The following is a 15,591-nucleotide window of genomic DNA, read 5'->3' as shown; positions in this document are numbered from 1 at the left end:
TCTTTCCGGGTGCCGCGCTGGATCTCTGCACTCATCGGCCGCCGTATAGGGCGTTATACAGATCAGCGGCCGTCGGGGAAGGGCCAGGAGTTCGTCACGCACACGCGGTGGTCGGCCGGTACGGCACCCTGGTCGCCGCCCGGGACGTTGTTGAGGCGGGCGACGTAGTCGTCGGCGACGCCGAAGGTCTGCTGCATCATCACGGGCGCCGGCCGGCCGGTGCCGCCGCAGCCGACGTGGGAGTGACCCAGCGCGTGGCCGACCTCGTGGTTGATCGCGTATTGCCGGTAGGCGGTCGTGTTCGCGCCGTAGGCCTTCGCGCCGCGGACCCAGCGGGAAAGGTTGATCAGCACGCGGTGCATGCTGCGCCGGAAGCAGGAAGCCTCGTAGGTGATGGAAAACCCGCAGGCGTCGGCGCGGTGCGTGGTGTCCGGGGTGGAGAGGCTGACGCGGAAGTCGGGGTGCGGATCGCTCGCGTCCACACGCTGCAGCGCGACTTTGCCGTCGGCGGTCCAGCTCTTCAGGTCGGACAGGATGCCCTGTACGGCGGCGGCGAAGCTGTCGTCACCGGCGTAGCTCGCCGGGTCGATGCCGTCCTCGACCTCGACGGTGTAGCGGTAGAGGCGACCGGTGCCGATCTTCGGCCCGGAGCCGGGGATCACGTGCCACCTGCCCTGGCCGGTCTGCGTGTACGGCCCGCCGGCAGGCAGGTCGGCGGTGGGCACGTTCGGATCGGCCGGTTTCGCCGGGTTCTCGGGAACACCCGGCTCGGCGAAGTCCACGGAGGACTCCACGCGGGCGGGCGCCGCTGCCGGCGCGGGCTGTTGCGCCGCCGTCGACGGGACCGAGGTGGCGGCGGTGTTCACCAGCACCAGCACGGTGAGCACGACCATGACCGGCAGCGCGTAGAGGCGCCAGCCGTACGTGCGCAGGAAACCCTTCTTCCTTTTCGCGGATCTGCGCTCCTGCAACGGTTTCCACGACGCGCGCAGCGGCTCCCGCGCCCGCGTCTCGTCCTGCGCCACGCACTTCCCCAGCTCTCCGGCGACATTTCCTCCGGGTCCAACGGGTGGGACGGCCGAAAGGTTGAGACCGCGCGACGGGTCACGGGCGGTGACCCCGACTTTCGTCGGTTCCCCATGACCGGGGTGTTGATCATGCTGGGGGCGTGTCTGCGCAGCACCCCGGCTCGTTCGCGGTCACGCTCGACGCCGCGATCGAAGACTCCGGGCTCTCCCTCGACCGGGTCCGCCACCACCTCGCCACCCGAGGCGTGACGCTCTCGCGCTCCGCCCTGTCCTACTGGCGCCGCGGCCGGTCCCGGCCCGAGCGCGAAACGTCGCTGAACGCCGTGACGCAGCTCGAAGCGGTGCTGGAGCTCTCCCCCGGGTCGCTCACGTCGCTGCTCGGCCCGCGAGCGCCGCGCGGGCGCTGGCTCGGCCACCCGCCCGACCGCGTGAAGCGCCGCCGGCTGTGGCCGGATCTGAGGCCGCTCACTGTGGACCTCAAACCGCCACCGGACGGGCAGCTCGCGTTCTGGTCGGTGCACGACCGCGTGGCCGTCGACGACGACGGGTGCGAGCGCGCCCTGCACGTTCGGCTCGTCGCGGAGGCCACCATGGACGGCGTCGACCGCATGATGACCTACCACCAGGCCGACGGCCCGCTGCCCGCCGAACCGCGGTACCAGGGTGTGCGGTTCGCGCGCGTCGGGCGCGTGCGGGTGGACCGCGAGACCGGGATGACGGCCGGCGAGCTGCTGCTCGACCGGGTGCTCGCGGCCGGTGAGGTCACGGCCGTCGAGTACGAGATCGTGCTGCCGCCCGGCACGCCGACGCAGGAGTACGGGCGGCGCTTCACGCGGCCGGTGCGCGAGTACGTGTGCCAGGTGCAGTTCGGCCTGCGGCTGCCGCGGCAGGTCCGTTCGTTCGAGCGCCGCGGCCCCGACGGGCCCCGCCGCACCGGCGATCCGCTGCGGGTCGGCACGACCCACGCCGTCACGTTCGCCATCCGCGACGCGCGGCCCGGCATCCACGGCGCGTGCTGGACGTGGTGACGCCAATTCTGTGAACACGAGCTGTCGACCTGCGGGTCTTCGGCGCCGGACCCCGGCCGTCCACTTCGGTCTGGAACGCGCGGTGCGGCGCTGGTTACCGTCCGCCACAACATTCTCCCGGTCCTCCCGTTCCCCGTTTCCCCGGAAAGGCACCGCCATGCGCCGTCTCACCCGGACCCTGACCACCCTCGCCGCCGCAGCCGCCCTCACGGCCACCGGCGCGGCGGCCGCCGTGCCGGCCCTGGCCGCTCCCGCGGCGCCTGCCACCGCGACCGCCGCTGCCCGCCCGATGTCGATGGCCGCCCGGCTCGGCACCCTCGCACCATCGGCGAAGGTCAACCTCATCGGCGACAACTACCCCGCGAAGTGGCGCAACATCCCGCAGGACTCCGTCGTCGACGACTGGAACATGTACAACCGCGAGTGCGTCTCCTGGGCCGCGTTCACCATCGACCGCCACGGCGAGAGCGCCTCGAACTACGGCGACGCCAAGTATTGGGACGACAACGCCCGCTCGCACGGCTACCGCGTGGACAACACGCCCACCCCCGGCTCCATCGCCCAGACCGACGCGGGCCGCTACGGCCACGTCGCCGTCGTCGACAGCGTCCACGGCTCCACCGTCACCGTCGAGGACTACAACTGGGCCGGCGACGGCCACTACCTCGTCCACGACCTCGACAAGGGCGACTTCCGCTACATCCACTTCTACAACTGAGCACCCCCCGACTCCTCGGCCGGACGGCGCCTTCCCGCCATCCGGCCGAGTCCACGTCGGGCGTCGGGCGAGGCCCACTCGCCTGCCGAAGCCGGCGTGGGCTAGGCGCTTCCCCCCACCAGCGACGTACCGGAGCGGCGGAACGTCCTTGTCGGCTCTCGATTTCACTGTCCGGCGCGTGGACAACCGCACCGGCAACCCTTCGCCCGTCGGCCACGGCGCGCCGGTTGGCGGCGGGGCTTGGCGTCGAACGTGGTTCACTCAGTTGGCCCGGCAACACATGTTTCTGCGTGCGTTTCCCCAAGCCGGACGGCGCCTTCCCGCCGTCCGGCCGAGGCCACGTCGGGACCCGGGGTGAAATCCGGGCCGGTGCTTTCCCGCCCGCGGCGGCGGACGATGGGGCGATGAGCGATCGCGACGAGTTCCTGGCGTGGGTCGGGACCACGCTGCACGACGCGGAGTTCGCGCTGCACAACGGAGATCCGGCGCCGCGGCGGGCGATCTGGTCGCGGGCCGAGCCGGTGAGCGTGCTGGGTGCCTGGCGCAATGCGTGCGGGCGGCGGGAGGTCGACGGCCTCTTCACGGCGCTGGGCGAGACCTTCTCCGACTGCACGGACTTCCGCTTCGAGGTGCTGGCCTGCGATGTCGTCGGCGACATGGCCTACACCACGGGCTTCGAGCACACCACGGTGTCCGTGAACGGTGAGCCACGCACCTACACCCTGCGGGCGACGCAGGTCTACCGCCGCGAGCACGGGGTGTGGCGCGTGGCCCACCGGCACGGCGACACCGTCACCGGCTGACCGAGACTCCCGGGGGGTCAGCGCACCTGCGGGCGGTGACCTCGTTCCTGGTGCGGCACTTCCTGCCCACCGGCGGGCGCGGTCGGCTTCGGCAGCTGCGCGACCTCGTACTGGGCCAGGGTGTACTGGCCCTGCGTGTCGGGGAGGACCGGCGCGTGTTTGGTCGCGTCGTGGAAGCGGAAGACCGAGGTCAGGTCGCCGACGGTGCGGCGGCGCCAGTCGCTGATGTTCGGCTCGGCGACGCCGGTCACCTTCTCCAGCAAGCGCAGCTGCGAGGTGTGGTCGAACAGCTCCGAGCTCACCCAGCCGCCGGCGGTCCACGGCGAGACGACGATGCACGGCACGCGGTAACCCAGTCCCGTCGGCAGGCCGCCGCCCTTGACGCCGCTGGGCGAGGTGCCGGACACGAACTCGCCGGGCGTGCCCGGGCGCGGGGTGGGCGGCAGGACGTGGTCGAACACGCCGTCGTTCTCGTCGTAGGACAGGATGAACACCGTCTTGGCCCAGACGTCCGGGTTGGCGGCGATCGCGTCGATCTTGCCGGCGACGAACTGGGCGCCCGCGGCCGGCAGGTGGGCGGGGTGCTCGTCGGCGGCGCTCGGCGGCAGCAGCCAGCTGACGGTGGGCAGCTGGTCGTGCAGCGCGTCGTACTCGAACTGGCCGAGGGGCGACGGCTTGATCGCCTGCTCGTAGAGGGGCGAACCCGGCTGCGCGTCGGCGTAGGCCTTGATCGCGTTGAACGGCGGGAGCCCGGTCGCGCCGCCCGGCGAGTGGTAGACCTTCCAGCTCACCCCGGCTTCCGTGAGGCGCTCGGGGTAGGTCTTGAACGTGAAGTGCCCGTCCGGCACGTTGCCCGTCTCCAGCGACGGGCCGCCGAACTCGCCGTCCGCGTCGATGGTGCCGGCCAGCCACATGTAGCGGTTGGGCCAGGTCGGGCCGAGGACCGAGCAGTGGTAGGCGTCGCAGATCGTGAACGCGTCCGCCAGCGCGTACTGGAACGGGATGTCCTCGCGCGTGAAGTAGCCCATCGTGTACGGACCGTTGGTGGCGCCGTCGGCCGCGAGGTGGGCGGGCAGCCAGTTGTCCATCTTCCCGTCGTTCCACGCCTGGTGCTGCACGCCCCACGCGTGGCTCGTGGACGGGATCGCCTGCGCCGCGGTGATCTTCGTGTTCAGCCGGTACGGCAGCAGGTAGCCGTCCGGGTGCGAGGGGTCGGGCTGGTGGAACACCGAACGCCCGCCCGGCAGCCGCAGCGCGTGCGGGTCGTCGAAGCCGCGCACGCCGGACAGCGTGCCGAAGTAGTGGTCGAAGCTGCGGTTCTCCTGCATCAGCAGCACGACGTGCTCGATGTCGCGCAAGCGCCCGCCGGACGGCGGCGGGGCCGCGAGCGCGCTGCGGACGTTCGGGGGCAGCACGGACGCGGCGGCGGCCAGGCCACCGGCGGCGGCAGCGCCGAACAACCTGCGACGGGTGAGACCGGTTCTGTCGTTCTCCGGGGCGTCGGTCATCGGAATCCTTCCGGCTTCGGGCACGGTGGGAGCTCCGACAGGCTTTCGGCCGCGGTTGAGCCCCGGGTGATCCCGCCGGTGGCCACCGGTTGAACTTCGGCTGAACCCCTGCGCCGGCGGGCGATTTGTCCGTTCCCGCCGGCGCGTCCGTCTACAAAGGACTCCGTCAGTACCCGGCCGCCCGCTTCAGGTACTCGACGGGCGCCGCGTGGGCCCACGTCGTCCCGTCGCTGCCGCGGTGCCCGCCGACGACGGTGTCGACGTCCAGCCCCAGGGCCTGGATGGTGTCGTACAGCTGGGTGGCCAGGCGGCCGCGCTGGTCACCCGGCGCCGGCGGAACCGGGGTGGGGTTCCAGAGGTCGGAGTTGAAGACCAGTTTGCCCGACGACACGTGGACGATCACCATGTCGTCGGCGTGGTCGCTGACGATCCGGTGGACCGCGACGGTCCCGCCGCCGGCCGTGTCGTAGGTCAGGGTGTCGTCGATACCGTGCACGGCCGTCGTCACGGGCCCGGCGGCGAGGCGATCCGGGTCGACCTCGTGCGGTGCGGCCAGCACCTGCTCGAAGAACGCCACCGACGGCGTTCCGACGTGGACGGTCAGGTCACCGTCGGCCGCGAACTCGCGCACACCACCGACGGGGTCGTAGTGGAAGTGCGTGCAGACGAGCTCACGCAGGGGCTTGCCCGGGAACGCGCGCTTCACCTGGGCGAGCGCGGCGCGGCTGTAGTCGTCGTACAGCGGCGATTCCACGGCGAGCAGGCGGTCCGGCAGCTCCACGACCAGGGTGTTGTGGCTCGGCCCGATCACCAGCTTCACCCCGGGCGCGAGATCGACCGGTTCCGGTGTCACGGGAGTCGTCTGCAGGTCGAAGTAGAACCGCACGCCGGAGTAGACGTAGTTCATGATCCACTCGGTCGAATTCAGCGCGTAGGACGCCTGCTCCACGGTCGAGTCGACGATTTTCCCTTCCCCTGACCCGAAAACCGCGTCGTCAGCGGACTCGCCGACGGTCGCTTCCGTCCGCGTTTCGCTGTGGACGTGGAGATCACCGATCGTGATGTCCACGCGGAAGGACAGCAGCACCCGCGAAACCCGGCGGAAGTCGTCGAACGCGACCCGGACCGCGGCGTCGCCGAGCGGCGAGTGCTCCTCAGTCACCTCCACGGACACCGGCAGCCCCGTCGCCGCCACGCTGAGCCGGACCGGCGGACGGCCGAACTCCCGCAGCGTCATAACGGTGTCCGCACCGGCCTGTTCGACGGTCACGTCGGCACCGGGCGCCAGCATCTTGCGGACCAGCCGCAGGGGTGAGGACAGGTCGAAGTGCCGCAACCGTGCGGCGACCCGCCAGGAGGGAATGTCCGTGTCCACCGGCCGGGTGTCGAACATGAAGTCCACACCGGACACGTGGCCGCGGCTGCCGTTCCCGGTCTCCACGTAGTCCAGCTCCGTCGGCACCAGGTACGTCTTCGCCTGGTGCGCCCACCGGTACCGCGGCCCGGCCACGTCGAGCTCCAGCGTCGCGGTGAAGTCGGCGACCAGCTCGGGTTTCGCGGGATCGGTCCCCCACCCCGGGTGCCGCCGCCACCCGGTGGCCACCGTCCGCTCGACCGCGACGGCTTCGAGCGCCGCCCGTCCGCCGAGGGCGCCGGCGCGCCGGTCGAGTGCGGTCGCCAGTTCGGTTTTCGTCATCGTTCCGGTCCTCTTCTCGGGCTGCACCCCACCACCTTCGTCCCGGACCGATCGAGCGTCCACTGCATGGTGCTCAGGTCTAACATGCATGGCGTGCAACTCGAGAACGCGGACCTCAACCTCCTGAAGGCCCTGGAGGTCCTGCTGGAGGAACGGCACCTCACGCGGGCGGCGGCGCGGATCCACCTCAGCCAGTCGGCGATGAGCCGCACTCTCGCGCGCCTGCGCGCCACGTTCGGCGACGAGCTGCTCGTGCGCACGGCCCGGGGTTTCGAGCCGACTCCGCGGGCGCGCACGATCCAGCGTGAGCTGGCGCTCGTGATGCCGCGGCTGCGGTCGATCGTGCGGGGCGACGAGTTCTCGCCCGCCTCCGTGACCGACGTCGTGCGCGTGCAGCTCACCGACTACGCGGCCGTAGTCCTGGGAAACCGGCTGTTCCGCGAGGTGTTCGGGCAGGCGCCGGAGATCTCCGTGCAGGCCGCGTGGCTCTCGCCGCAGTCGTTCGACGACCTCGAACACGGCCGCGCGGACCTCGTCCTCACACCCGTGCCACCGCCGGCGCCCCTGCGCTGGCAGCCGCTGTTCACCGAACGCTTCGTCTGCGTCCTGTCGCGCGATCACCCGCTGACGGCCGGCCGCCTCACCGTCCGGGACCTCGCGTCCTACCCGCACGCCAGTGTCGTGGTGCTGGGCGCCGAGCGGATGCTCGCGGAGTCCCGGCTCGCGGCGCTCGGCGTCACGGCGCGGCCGGGACTGCGGGTCCCGTTCTTCACCGGGGCGATCGCCGCGCTGCCCGGCACCCCGCTCATCGGGGTCCTGCCGAGCCGCCTCGTCGACCACGTCCCGGAGCGGGAGGTGCGCGTCGCCGCCGCGCCCGAGGAGCTGGAGGACTTCGCGTACGGCATGGCCTGGCACCCGCGGCTCGACGCCGACCCGCTGCACACCTGGCTGCGGAACCTGGTCCTCGACGCCGCTCTCCAGCTCACGGACCTCGACGAGCGGGCCTGACCCCGCCCGTCACTCGGTGCGGGTGGCGGCTTCCTCCTCCGCCGTCACCTCCAGCGGTGCGTCGGGCGCCGGATCGCGGTTGACGACCGTGATCGCGACCGCGCCGATGGCCGCGACGACGGCGAAAAGGTAGAAGCCCCACGGGTACGCGAGCCCGGCCGTGAGCAGGAAGCCGGTGACGAGCGGGCCGGAGATCGCGCCGAAGCGGCCGATGCCACTCGCCGCGCCCAGCGCCGTGCCGCGCGCGGCGGCCGGGTAGACGCGGGCGACGTAGACGTACACGAGCACCTGCGCGCTGAAGGTGAAGATCCCCGCGAGCAGCACCCCGACGTACACGCTGAAGCCGGGCAGCTTGATGCTCAGCAGCGCGAGGAACACGGCCGCCGCGGTGAACCAGACGATGGTGGACCGCCGGTACCCCAGCCGGTCGGCCACGCGGCCGCCGATCAGCAGGCCGATCACGGCGCCGACATTGAGCACCAGCAGCAGGGCGAGCGCCGCGCCGAGCTCGTAGCCGGCCTCCCGCATGATCTGCGGCAGCCAGGTGTTGAGGCCGTACACGAGCAGCAGCCCCATGAACGACGTGACCCAGAACGCGATGGTCGCGCGCCCGTAGCCATGGCGGAACAGGATGCCGATCGGGTTGCGCTCGCGCGGCGGCCGGGCCGCGCGGGTGCCGCGCGCCTTGAGGAACTCGGCCGACTCCGGCAGGAACTTCACCATCAGCGGCACGAGGATCACCGCCGGCGCGGCGCCGATCACGAACATCCACTCCCAGCCGTACCGCTGCACCACGAGGATCCCGAGCAACGCGGTGAGCACCGCGCCCACGTGGTAGCCGGTCATGAGGACCGTGGTGGAGCTGCCGCCCCGGCCGACCCGCGCGTACTCGGTGATCAGCGCGAGCGCGGTCGGCAGCACACCACCGAGGCCGAGGCCGGCGAGGAAACGCACCAGCCCGAACAGCCAGGGGCCGTCGACCACCGCGCACAGCAACGTGAACAGCGAGAAGCTCGTGACCGTGAGCAGCATCGTGCCGCGGCGGCCGAACAGGTCGCTCACGGGGCCGATGGCGAGCGCGCCCACGGCCACGCCGAGGAGGCCGACCACGGAGATCAGCGAGGCCGAGTTGGGATCCAGGCCCCAGCTCGGCACCTTGAGCAGCGCGGGCAGCACCACACCCAGCACCACGAGGTCGAACCCTTCGAGCGCCACCGCCGTCCAGCAGAGCGGGGCCACCCAGCGCGTGTAGCGGGTCCGGGGGTCAGTCGGGGAAGAGACCGTCATGTCATCACCTGCGTCGTCGGAGGGGACTGGGGAAACGGTGCGTCAGAAGGGATATCGCGGCAGATCACCGCGTACGGTGACCCACTGCGTCTCGGTGAACGCCTCCAGGTTGGCCTGCGCACCGCCGTGGCGCGAGCCCGTGCCCGACTCGCCGACCCCGCCGAACGGCGCGAGCGCCTCGTCGTTCACGGTCTGGTCGTTGATGTGCACGAGCCCGGACGGGATCCGCTCGGCGAGCGCGAGCCCCTGGGTGACGTCCCGGGTCAGGATGCCCAGTGACAGCCCGTATTCGGTACCACCGGCCAGGCGGACCGCTTCGTCCACTGTGGAGAACGGAACGACCGGGGCCACCGGGCCGAAGATCTCCTGGGCGTAGGCCGGTGCGGTGAGCGGGACATCGGTGAGCACGGTCGGGCTGTAGAACAGGCCCTCGAACGTGCCGCCGGTGGCCAGTTTCGCGCCCGCGTCGACGCTGCTGGTCACGATCTCGTGGATGCGGTCGCGCTGCCCGGCGTCGATGATCGGGCCGACGGCGACGTCGGCCCGCGCCGGGTCGCCCACGGGCAGGCGGGCGGCGTGCTCGGCGAGCGCGGCCGCGTAGTCGGCGGCGATCTTCTCCGCGACCAGGTGGCGGCTGGTGGCCATGCAGATCTGCCCGGAGTGGTTGAACGAGCCGAACGCGCCGACCGACACGGCCTGCTCCACGTCGACGTCGTCGAGCACCACGAGCGCCGAGTTCCCGCCCAGTTCCAGGTGAACCCGCTTGAGCCGCTCCCCCGCCGCGGCGGCGATCTGCCGGCCCGCGCGCGTGGAGCCGGTGAACGCGATCACGCGCACCAGCGGGTCCGCCACGAGAGCGCCGCCGACGTCGGCCCCGCCTGGCAGCAGGTGGAACAGCCCGTCCGGCAGGCCCGCCTCCTCGAAGATCCGGGCGAGCACCACGCCGCCGCACACGGCCGTGCGCGGATCGGGCTTCATCAGCACGGCGTTGCCCAGCGCCAGCGCGGGCGCGATCGCGCGGATCGAGAGGATGACCGGCGCGTTGAACGGTGAGATCACGCCGACGACCCCGGCCGGGACCCGCCGGGCCATCGACAGCCGCGGCTGGCTGGAGCGCAGCAGCTCGCCGTACGGGTGGGCCGCCAGCGCCGCGGCTTCGTGGCACTCCTCGGCCGCGACCGCCACCGTCTGGAAGCGCGCGAACGGCCGCGTGGCCCCGGACTCGCGCACGAGCCACTCGTCGATCTCGTCCGCGTGATCCTCGAACAGCCGCGCCGCGCGGCGCAGCACCCGGGCCCGCCGGTCGTAGGGCAGCGCGGCCCACTCCTGCTGCGCGCGCCGGGCGGTCTCGGCCGCTTTCGGCACGTCGGCGGCCGAGGCGGCGCCGACGCGCGCGAGCGCCTGGCCCGTCGCCGGTTCCACGGAGTCGTACTCGCCGCCGGAGCCGGGCACCCAGCCGCCCGAGAAGATCCTGCCCTGCCAACGGACCGCGCCGAGCAGGGCGCCGGCCGGGGCGCTCACCGCGCCACCGCCACGTCGAGCACGAGCGGCCGGGTGGCCCGCGCCAGTGCGGGCAGTGCTTCGTCCAAAACGGACTCCAGTTCCTCGGGGGTCTCGACCCGCCGGGCGGGACACCCGAGCGAGCGCGCGAGACCGCTCACGCTGATCTCGTCGAACGCGGGCCACGGCGCGGCGCCGGGCGCGGCCGACCGTTCGCCGTGGCGGGCGGCCAGCTCGTCCATGATCGCGTACCGGCCGTTCGCGAGCACCACCACGAGCACGCCGACTCCGTAGTGGGCGGCGCTCCACAGCGCCTGGATCGCGTACAGCGACGAGCCGTCGCCGACGACCGCGATCACCGGACGGTCCGGCCGGGCCATCCGCACGCCGATCGCCGCGGGCACCGCGAAACCGAGGCCGCCCATGGCGGCGCTGAGAAATCCGAGCGGCTCGCGGGCGGGCACGAGCGCGTGCAGCGACGGCCGGCTCGACGGCGTCTCCTCCACGAGCACCGCGTCACGCGGGATCCGCCGGGCCAGCGCGGCGAACACGTGCTCCGGAGCCAGCCCGACGGTCGGCGGCGCGGGCAGGTCGATCGTGCGCCCCAGTGGTTCGGCGGGCGCCGGGCGCGCCGGCAGGCGCTGCGCGAGCGGACCGCACACCGCCGCGGGCCGGGCGAGCACGGCGAGATCGGCCGGGCTGCGGTGGGCCTCGTCGGAATCGTCGGTGACCACGGCGATCCGCGTGCCCGGGCCGATCAGCCGGCCGGGCTCGCGCGGGTATTGCCGGAACACCGGCGCGCCCACGGCGAGCACGGCGTCGTGGCCGGCCAGCACCTTGCGCAGCTCCGCGCGGCCCGCGGGCAGGTGCCCGGCGAACTGCGGGTGGTCCTGCGGGAACCCCGCGCGGGCGCCGAACGCCTCCTGCCACACCGGACACTGAAGCCGCTGCGCGAGCGCTTCCAGCGCGTGCCACGACTCCGCGTCGTCCGCGCCGGCCCCGACCACGAGCACCGGCTTTTCGGCCTGCCCCAGGAACTTCTCGAGCTCGGCGACGACCTCCGGCTCCGCCGCGGTGGTCCGGACCAGTCGCGCCGGCGCGGGCAGCGGCTCGTCGTCGGCGGCCGGCGCGAGCCAGTCGTCCATCGGCACGATCACCAGCGCGGGACCGCGGTGGTCGCGCGCCTCGTGCCACGCGCGGGCCAGCGCGCCCGGCACGTCCTGCGGCCGCGGGGGTTCCCCGACCCACACGGGCGCGGGCGCGGCGACGTCGTCGAGCCGGTGGCCCGCGAGGAACGGCTCCAGCGCGAGGTGGCGGCGGTCCTGCTGCCCCACGAGGACGACCAGGGGCGCCCGGTTGACCCGCGCGGTCGCCAGCGCGCCCACCGCGTTGCCCAATCCCGCGGTGGTGTGCAGGATCGCGACCGCCGGCCGGTCCGCGGCGAGCGCCCAGCCCGTGGCCATCCCGACCACCGAGCCCTCGTGCAGCGCCAGCACGAACTCGAAGTCGCCCGGCAGGTCGGTGAGCAGCGTGATCTCGGTCGAGCCGGGGTTGGCGAACAACGTCGTCGCGCCGAAGCGGCGCAGGACGTCGAACGCGGCGTCTCGGACGGTGGCGGGCAAGGAACCTCCCTGGAGTGGGTGGCTCAGGAGTGTCCGTTACGTCCGCCTGCGAAACCCAGCCCCGCTCTCACTGGACGGAAAACTTCACCCCGTCTGGATCGCGCGGGACACGCCGAGCGCGGCCATCCGGACCACCGGGATCAGTGGCGAGAGGTTCGGCGTGCTGCTGGGCACGACCACGGAGATGGCGGCGATGACCTCGTCGGCGACCCCGCGCACCGGCGCCGCGACCGACGACGCGCCGTCGGTCATCTCGTCGCGCGAGATGCTGAAGCCGGAACGGCGGATCTCGGCGAGCACACCACGCAGCTGCGCGGGATCGGTGATGGTGCCGCTGGCCCGGCGGTCCAGGCCGGCCGACACCACCTCGTCCAGGCACTCGGCGGGCGCGTGCGCCAGCAGCACCTTGCCGGGCCCGGTCGCGTGCAGCGGCAACCGTTTCCCGACGCGGGAGGTGACCACCACGTCCGGGTGCGCCTCGAGTTTTTCGAGGTAGAGCGCGCGGCCCTCGTCGAGCACCACGAGGTGCACGACCTCGCGGGTCACCTGCAGCAGGTCCTGCAGGAACGGCAGCGCGACGTCGCGCAGCTCCCGCCCGGTCGGCGCCTGCGAGCCGAGCTGCCACATTCGCAGGCCGATGCGGTAGCGGCCCCGACCGGTGCGTTCGAGCGCGCCCCAGCCGACGAGCTCCGCGAGCAGCCGGTAGACCGTGGCGGGCGCGAACCCGGTGGCCCGTGTGATCTCACCGTGCGTCTGCTCGGGGCGGCCGTCGAGGAACGAGTCCAGGATCGCGAACGCACGGCTGAGCACCGTGCGCCCGGGTTCGGCAGCGTTGCCGGCGATCGCGCGCCTCCCTGACCTCGGGGATACCGAGTCGCCCATCATCCGCCGGTGACGCGCCGGAGGCAAGCGCGGGCGACCCGGTGCCCCCTCAGGAGGCCAGGTTCCACGCCTTCCCGACCTGCGCCGCCGCGCACACGCCCACGGCGAGGAGGTAGGCACCGGCGTGCCCGCAGTGGTCGGGACCCGTGCCGGGGGCGACCGGCTGACCGTGGCCCATGCCCGTGATCGAGTAGGTCTCGACCGCCGCGCGGCCCGAGCCGTCCCGGTACACCGCGTGCGGGAAACCGCCGACGGTGTCCGTTGTGGACGGTGTGGCGGCCACGCCCGCGACGTTCGTCCACTGGTCGGTGAGCTCACGCAGGTTCACCGGCGCGACGGTGAAGTCCGCCGTGCCCTGCCACAGGCTCACCGTGGGCCGCGGGCCCGAAAACGCCGACGCCGCACGGACTTTCGCGCCCCACTGCGCCGGCGTGAGGTCCTTGCCCGGGTACATGCACGAGTACGCGTCGAGCGCCGAAGACGCACAGCCGTACGGCAGACCGGCCACCACCGCACCACCGGCGAACAGCTCCGGGTAGGCGGCGAGCAGCACCGACGTCATCGCCCCGCCCGCGGACAGGCCGGTGACGTACACCCGTGACGCGTCGGCACCCGCGTCCGCGACCGCGCGGCGCACCATCTGCGCGATCGACTCGGCCTCCCCCGACCCGCGGGTGGTGTCGGAAGGCTGGAACCAGTTGAAGCAGCCGGTGATGTTGTTCGCGGGCTGCTGCTGCGGCAGTACGAGGGCGAAGCGCCAGCGATCGGCCAGCTCGACCCAGCCGGCGCCCTGGCCGTAGCCGGTCGCGTTCTGCGTGCAGCCGTGCAACGCCACCACCACGGGCCGCCCGGCGGGCAGGCCGTCGGGTACGTACTCGTACATCTTCAGCGCACCCGGGTTCGCCCCGAACCCCGTGACCTCCTTGATCGCCGCCGCCGACGCGAACCCGGGCAGCAGCACCAGCAGAGCCGACACCAGCAGCCCGGTGAGGACCTTCCGCACACCGACCACCTCCTCGTGACCTCGGTGAGCACCGTCACGCTCAGCGTAGGAACTCCGCACTCCGCGTTCCCACGGTGCGGACCACCACAACTCGCGCCCGGATTGTGTGGTCACGCCGGATACCGCCCGCGGTGGTCCAGTCCTACGGTTCCGGCATGCGTACGCGGCGGTTCCCCCTTGTCCTCGCCGGTCTGCTCGCCGGCACCGTCCTCGCGGCGCCTGCGGCGACCGCGGCCCGGTGCACGCCGGTCGGTGTTCCCGGTGCGGCACACCAGGAACAGGCGTGCCTCGCCGACCTGACCACCACCGGCACCCTCGCCACCGGCCACACCGTCCAGGCGGACTGGGCGGGCCTGACCTCGGCCGCGCTCCCCGCGCCGAGCGGCGTGCCCGGCGTCCAGGTCGACGGCTACTTCCCCGACACGTCGACAACCAACACCAACCACGGGTGGAACCACGACGCGCAGTTCGTGCTGCGCCTGCCGGACCGCTGGAACGGCGGTCTCGTGGTCTCCGGCTCCCCCGGCACGCGCCGCCAGTACGCCAACGACCGCGCGATCGGCGACCAGGTGCTCGCCGCCGGGTACGCGTTCGCGGCCACGGACAAGGGAAACATGGGCACGGACTTCTACTCCGACGGACGCAACCCCGGCGACGCGCTCGCCGAGTGGAACGATCGCGTCACCCAGCTGACCGTCGCCGCGAAGCTCGCCGCCGCGCGGCACTACGGCCGCCCGCCCGCACGGACGATCGCGGCCGGGCTGTCCAACGGCGGGTACCTCGTGCGCTGGCAGCTGGAGAACCGGCCGTGGCTCTACGACGGCGGCGTCGACTGGGAGGGCACGCTCTGGACGGCCGACGGACCGAACCTGCTCACGTTCCTGCCGCCCGCCCTGCGGAACTACCCCGCCTACGCGGCCGGTGATCCCCAGGCGCACCAGGCGATCCTGGCCGCGGGTTTCGCGCCGGGCTCGGAGTTCCTGTGGCCCTACCACGACCAGGTCTACTGGGATCTGACCCAGCGCACCTACCGCGCCGAGGTCGACCCGGGGTTCGACGGCGCCCTCGCGGCCGGGATCCCGTTCTGCCCCACCGGAACGCCGGCGTGCGACGCCGACTACGACTACGCGGCCCGGCCCGCCGCCGTCCACCGGGCGGTCGCGAAGGTGGCGCTCACCGGGCGGATCGGCCGGCCGCTGATCACCCTGCACGGCACGCTGGACAGCCTCCTGCCGATCAGCCGCGACTCCGACGTCTACGACCGCATGGTCGAGCACGCCGGCCGGGGCGCCCTGCACCGCTACTACCGTATCGAGGACGGCAACCACGTCGACGGCCTGGTCGATACGTTCCCGGACCGGCTGCGGCCGATGGCCCCGTGTTTCCGCACCGCGTTCACCGCGCTCGCGAGCTGGCTGCGCGGGGTGCAGCCGCCGGTCTCGGCGACGGTGGCCCGCCCCGCAGGTGCGACTCCCGCGGAGCTGGCCACCGCCTGCTCACTCTGACCG

13 protein-coding genes are annotated in these 15,591 nt (G+C 72.8%); 5 read left to right on the top strand and 8 right to left on the bottom strand.

Going from position 1 to position 15,591, the window contains the following annotated elements:
- Window positions 1-62: 62 nt before the first annotated feature.
- A complete protein-coding gene (locus tag ACFY1H_RS07035) occupies window positions 63-1,025 on the bottom strand; it encodes a DUF3152 domain-containing protein (RefSeq protein ID WP_386945177.1) in 963 nt (320 codons plus the stop codon).
- 143 nt (window positions 1,026-1,168) lie between these two features.
- On the opposite strand from ACFY1H_RS07035, the gene ACFY1H_RS07030 reads away from it, so the two are divergent.
- The 3 genes from ACFY1H_RS07030 to ACFY1H_RS07020 all read left to right on the top strand — a co-directional run bounded on the left by ACFY1H_RS07030 (window position 1,169) and on the right by ACFY1H_RS07020 (window position 3,577).
- Window positions 1,169-2,056: an XRE family transcriptional regulator gene (locus tag ACFY1H_RS07030; protein ID WP_386945175.1), complete on the top strand. Its 888-nt coding sequence runs from the start codon at window positions 1,169-1,171 to the stop codon at window positions 2,054-2,056.
- A gap of 157 nt (window positions 2,057-2,213) precedes the next feature.
- Window positions 2,214-2,774, top strand: coding sequence for a CHAP domain-containing protein (locus ACFY1H_RS07025; RefSeq protein ID WP_366576565.1), 561 nt, complete (start codon window positions 2,214-2,216; stop codon window positions 2,772-2,774).
- Window positions 2,775-3,178: 404 nt separating this feature from the next.
- Window positions 3,179-3,577, top strand: coding sequence for a nuclear transport factor 2 family protein (locus tag ACFY1H_RS07020; RefSeq protein ID WP_366576567.1), 399 nt, complete (start codon window positions 3,179-3,181; stop codon window positions 3,575-3,577).
- A 17-nt stretch (window positions 3,578-3,594) separates the two neighbouring features.
- Here the strand turns inward: ACFY1H_RS07020 and ACFY1H_RS07015 are convergent, their stop codons facing one another.
- Together ACFY1H_RS07015 and ACFY1H_RS07010 are read right to left on the bottom strand one after the other, a co-directional pair.
- Complete coding sequence (locus ACFY1H_RS07015) at window positions 3,595-5,085, bottom strand: alkaline phosphatase family protein (protein WP_386945172.1); 1,491 nt, start codon at window positions 5,083-5,085, stop codon at window positions 3,595-3,597.
- A gap of 166 nt (window positions 5,086-5,251) precedes the next feature.
- On the bottom strand, window positions 5,252-6,781 hold the full coding sequence (locus tag ACFY1H_RS07010) for an MBL fold metallo-hydrolase (RefSeq protein WP_386945170.1): 1,530 nt from the start codon (window positions 6,779-6,781) through the stop codon (window positions 5,252-5,254).
- Between the two features lie 93 nt (window positions 6,782-6,874).
- Here ACFY1H_RS07010 and ACFY1H_RS07005 point away from each other — a divergent pair, with 93 nt between their 5' ends.
- Entirely contained in the window at window positions 6,875-7,789 is a 915-nt protein-coding gene (locus ACFY1H_RS07005; protein WP_386945169.1) for a LysR family transcriptional regulator, read from the top strand.
- Between the two features lie 9 nt (window positions 7,790-7,798).
- On the opposite strand, the gene ACFY1H_RS07000 is transcribed toward ACFY1H_RS07005, so the two are convergent.
- From ACFY1H_RS07000 to ACFY1H_RS06980, 5 genes are all read right to left on the bottom strand, one after another.
- Window positions 7,799-9,076 carry an MFS transporter gene (locus tag ACFY1H_RS07000; RefSeq protein WP_386945167.1) on the bottom strand — a complete coding sequence of 426 codons (1,278 nt, stop codon included), beginning with the start codon at window positions 9,074-9,076 and terminating at the stop codon, window positions 7,799-7,801.
- A gap of 42 nt (window positions 9,077-9,118) precedes the next feature.
- Window positions 9,119-10,597 carry an aldehyde dehydrogenase family protein gene (locus tag ACFY1H_RS06995; protein WP_386945165.1) on the bottom strand — a complete coding sequence of 493 codons (1,479 nt, stop codon included), beginning with the start codon at window positions 10,595-10,597 and terminating at the stop codon, window positions 9,119-9,121.
- Window positions 10,594-12,198, bottom strand: coding sequence for a thiamine pyrophosphate-dependent enzyme (locus ACFY1H_RS06990; protein WP_386945163.1), 1,605 nt, complete (start codon window positions 12,196-12,198; stop codon window positions 10,594-10,596). Before ACFY1H_RS06990 ends, ACFY1H_RS06995 begins: the two co-directional genes overlap by 4 nt.
- Before the next feature lie 84 nt (window positions 12,199-12,282).
- Window positions 12,283-13,008: an IclR family transcriptional regulator gene (locus ACFY1H_RS06985; RefSeq protein ID WP_386945161.1), complete on the bottom strand. Its 726-nt coding sequence runs from the start codon at window positions 13,006-13,008 to the stop codon at window positions 12,283-12,285.
- Between the two features lie 121 nt (window positions 13,009-13,129).
- Window positions 13,130-14,083, bottom strand: coding sequence for an alpha/beta hydrolase family esterase (locus ACFY1H_RS06980; RefSeq protein WP_386945159.1), 954 nt, complete (start codon window positions 14,081-14,083; stop codon window positions 13,130-13,132).
- Window positions 14,084-14,238: 155 nt separating this feature from the next.
- Here ACFY1H_RS06980 and ACFY1H_RS06975 point away from each other — a divergent pair, with 155 nt between their 5' ends.
- Window positions 14,239-15,588, top strand: coding sequence for a tannase/feruloyl esterase family alpha/beta hydrolase (locus ACFY1H_RS06975; protein WP_386945157.1), 1,350 nt, complete (start codon window positions 14,239-14,241; stop codon window positions 15,586-15,588).
- Window positions 15,589-15,591 lie beyond the last annotated feature (3 nt).

It is taken from the genome of Amycolatopsis sp. NPDC001319, assembly GCF_042896185.1.
Lineage (GTDB): Bacteria > Actinomycetota > Actinomycetes > Mycobacteriales > Pseudonocardiaceae > Amycolatopsis.
The sequence above is the reverse complement of the archived record's forward strand: the minus strand, read 5'-3'. Positions and strand labels throughout refer to the sequence as shown.

What these genes read in the sequence shown, in the direction of transcription:
- ACFY1H_RS07025 (WP_366576565.1), top strand. Translation starts at nt 2,214, where the DNA reads ATGCGCCGTCTCACCCGGACCCTGACCACCCTCGCCGCCGCAGCCGCC.
- ACFY1H_RS07020 (WP_366576567.1), top strand. Translation starts at nt 3,179, where the DNA reads ATGAGCGATCGCGACGAGTTCCTGGCGTGGGTCGGGACCACGCTGCAC.
- ACFY1H_RS07015 (WP_386945172.1), bottom strand. Translation starts at nt 5,085, where the DNA reads ATGACCGACGCCCCGGAGAACGACAGAACCGGTCTCACCCGTCGCAGG.
- ACFY1H_RS07010 (WP_386945170.1), bottom strand. Translation starts at nt 6,781, where the DNA reads ATGACGAAAACCGAACTGGCGACCGCACTCGACCGGCGCGCCGGCGCC.
- ACFY1H_RS07000 (WP_386945167.1), bottom strand. Translation starts at nt 9,076, where the DNA reads ATGACGGTCTCTTCCCCGACTGACCCCCGGACCCGCTACACGCGCTGG.
- ACFY1H_RS06975 (WP_386945157.1), top strand. Translation starts at nt 14,239, where the DNA reads ATGCGTACGCGGCGGTTCCCCCTTGTCCTCGCCGGTCTGCTCGCCGGC.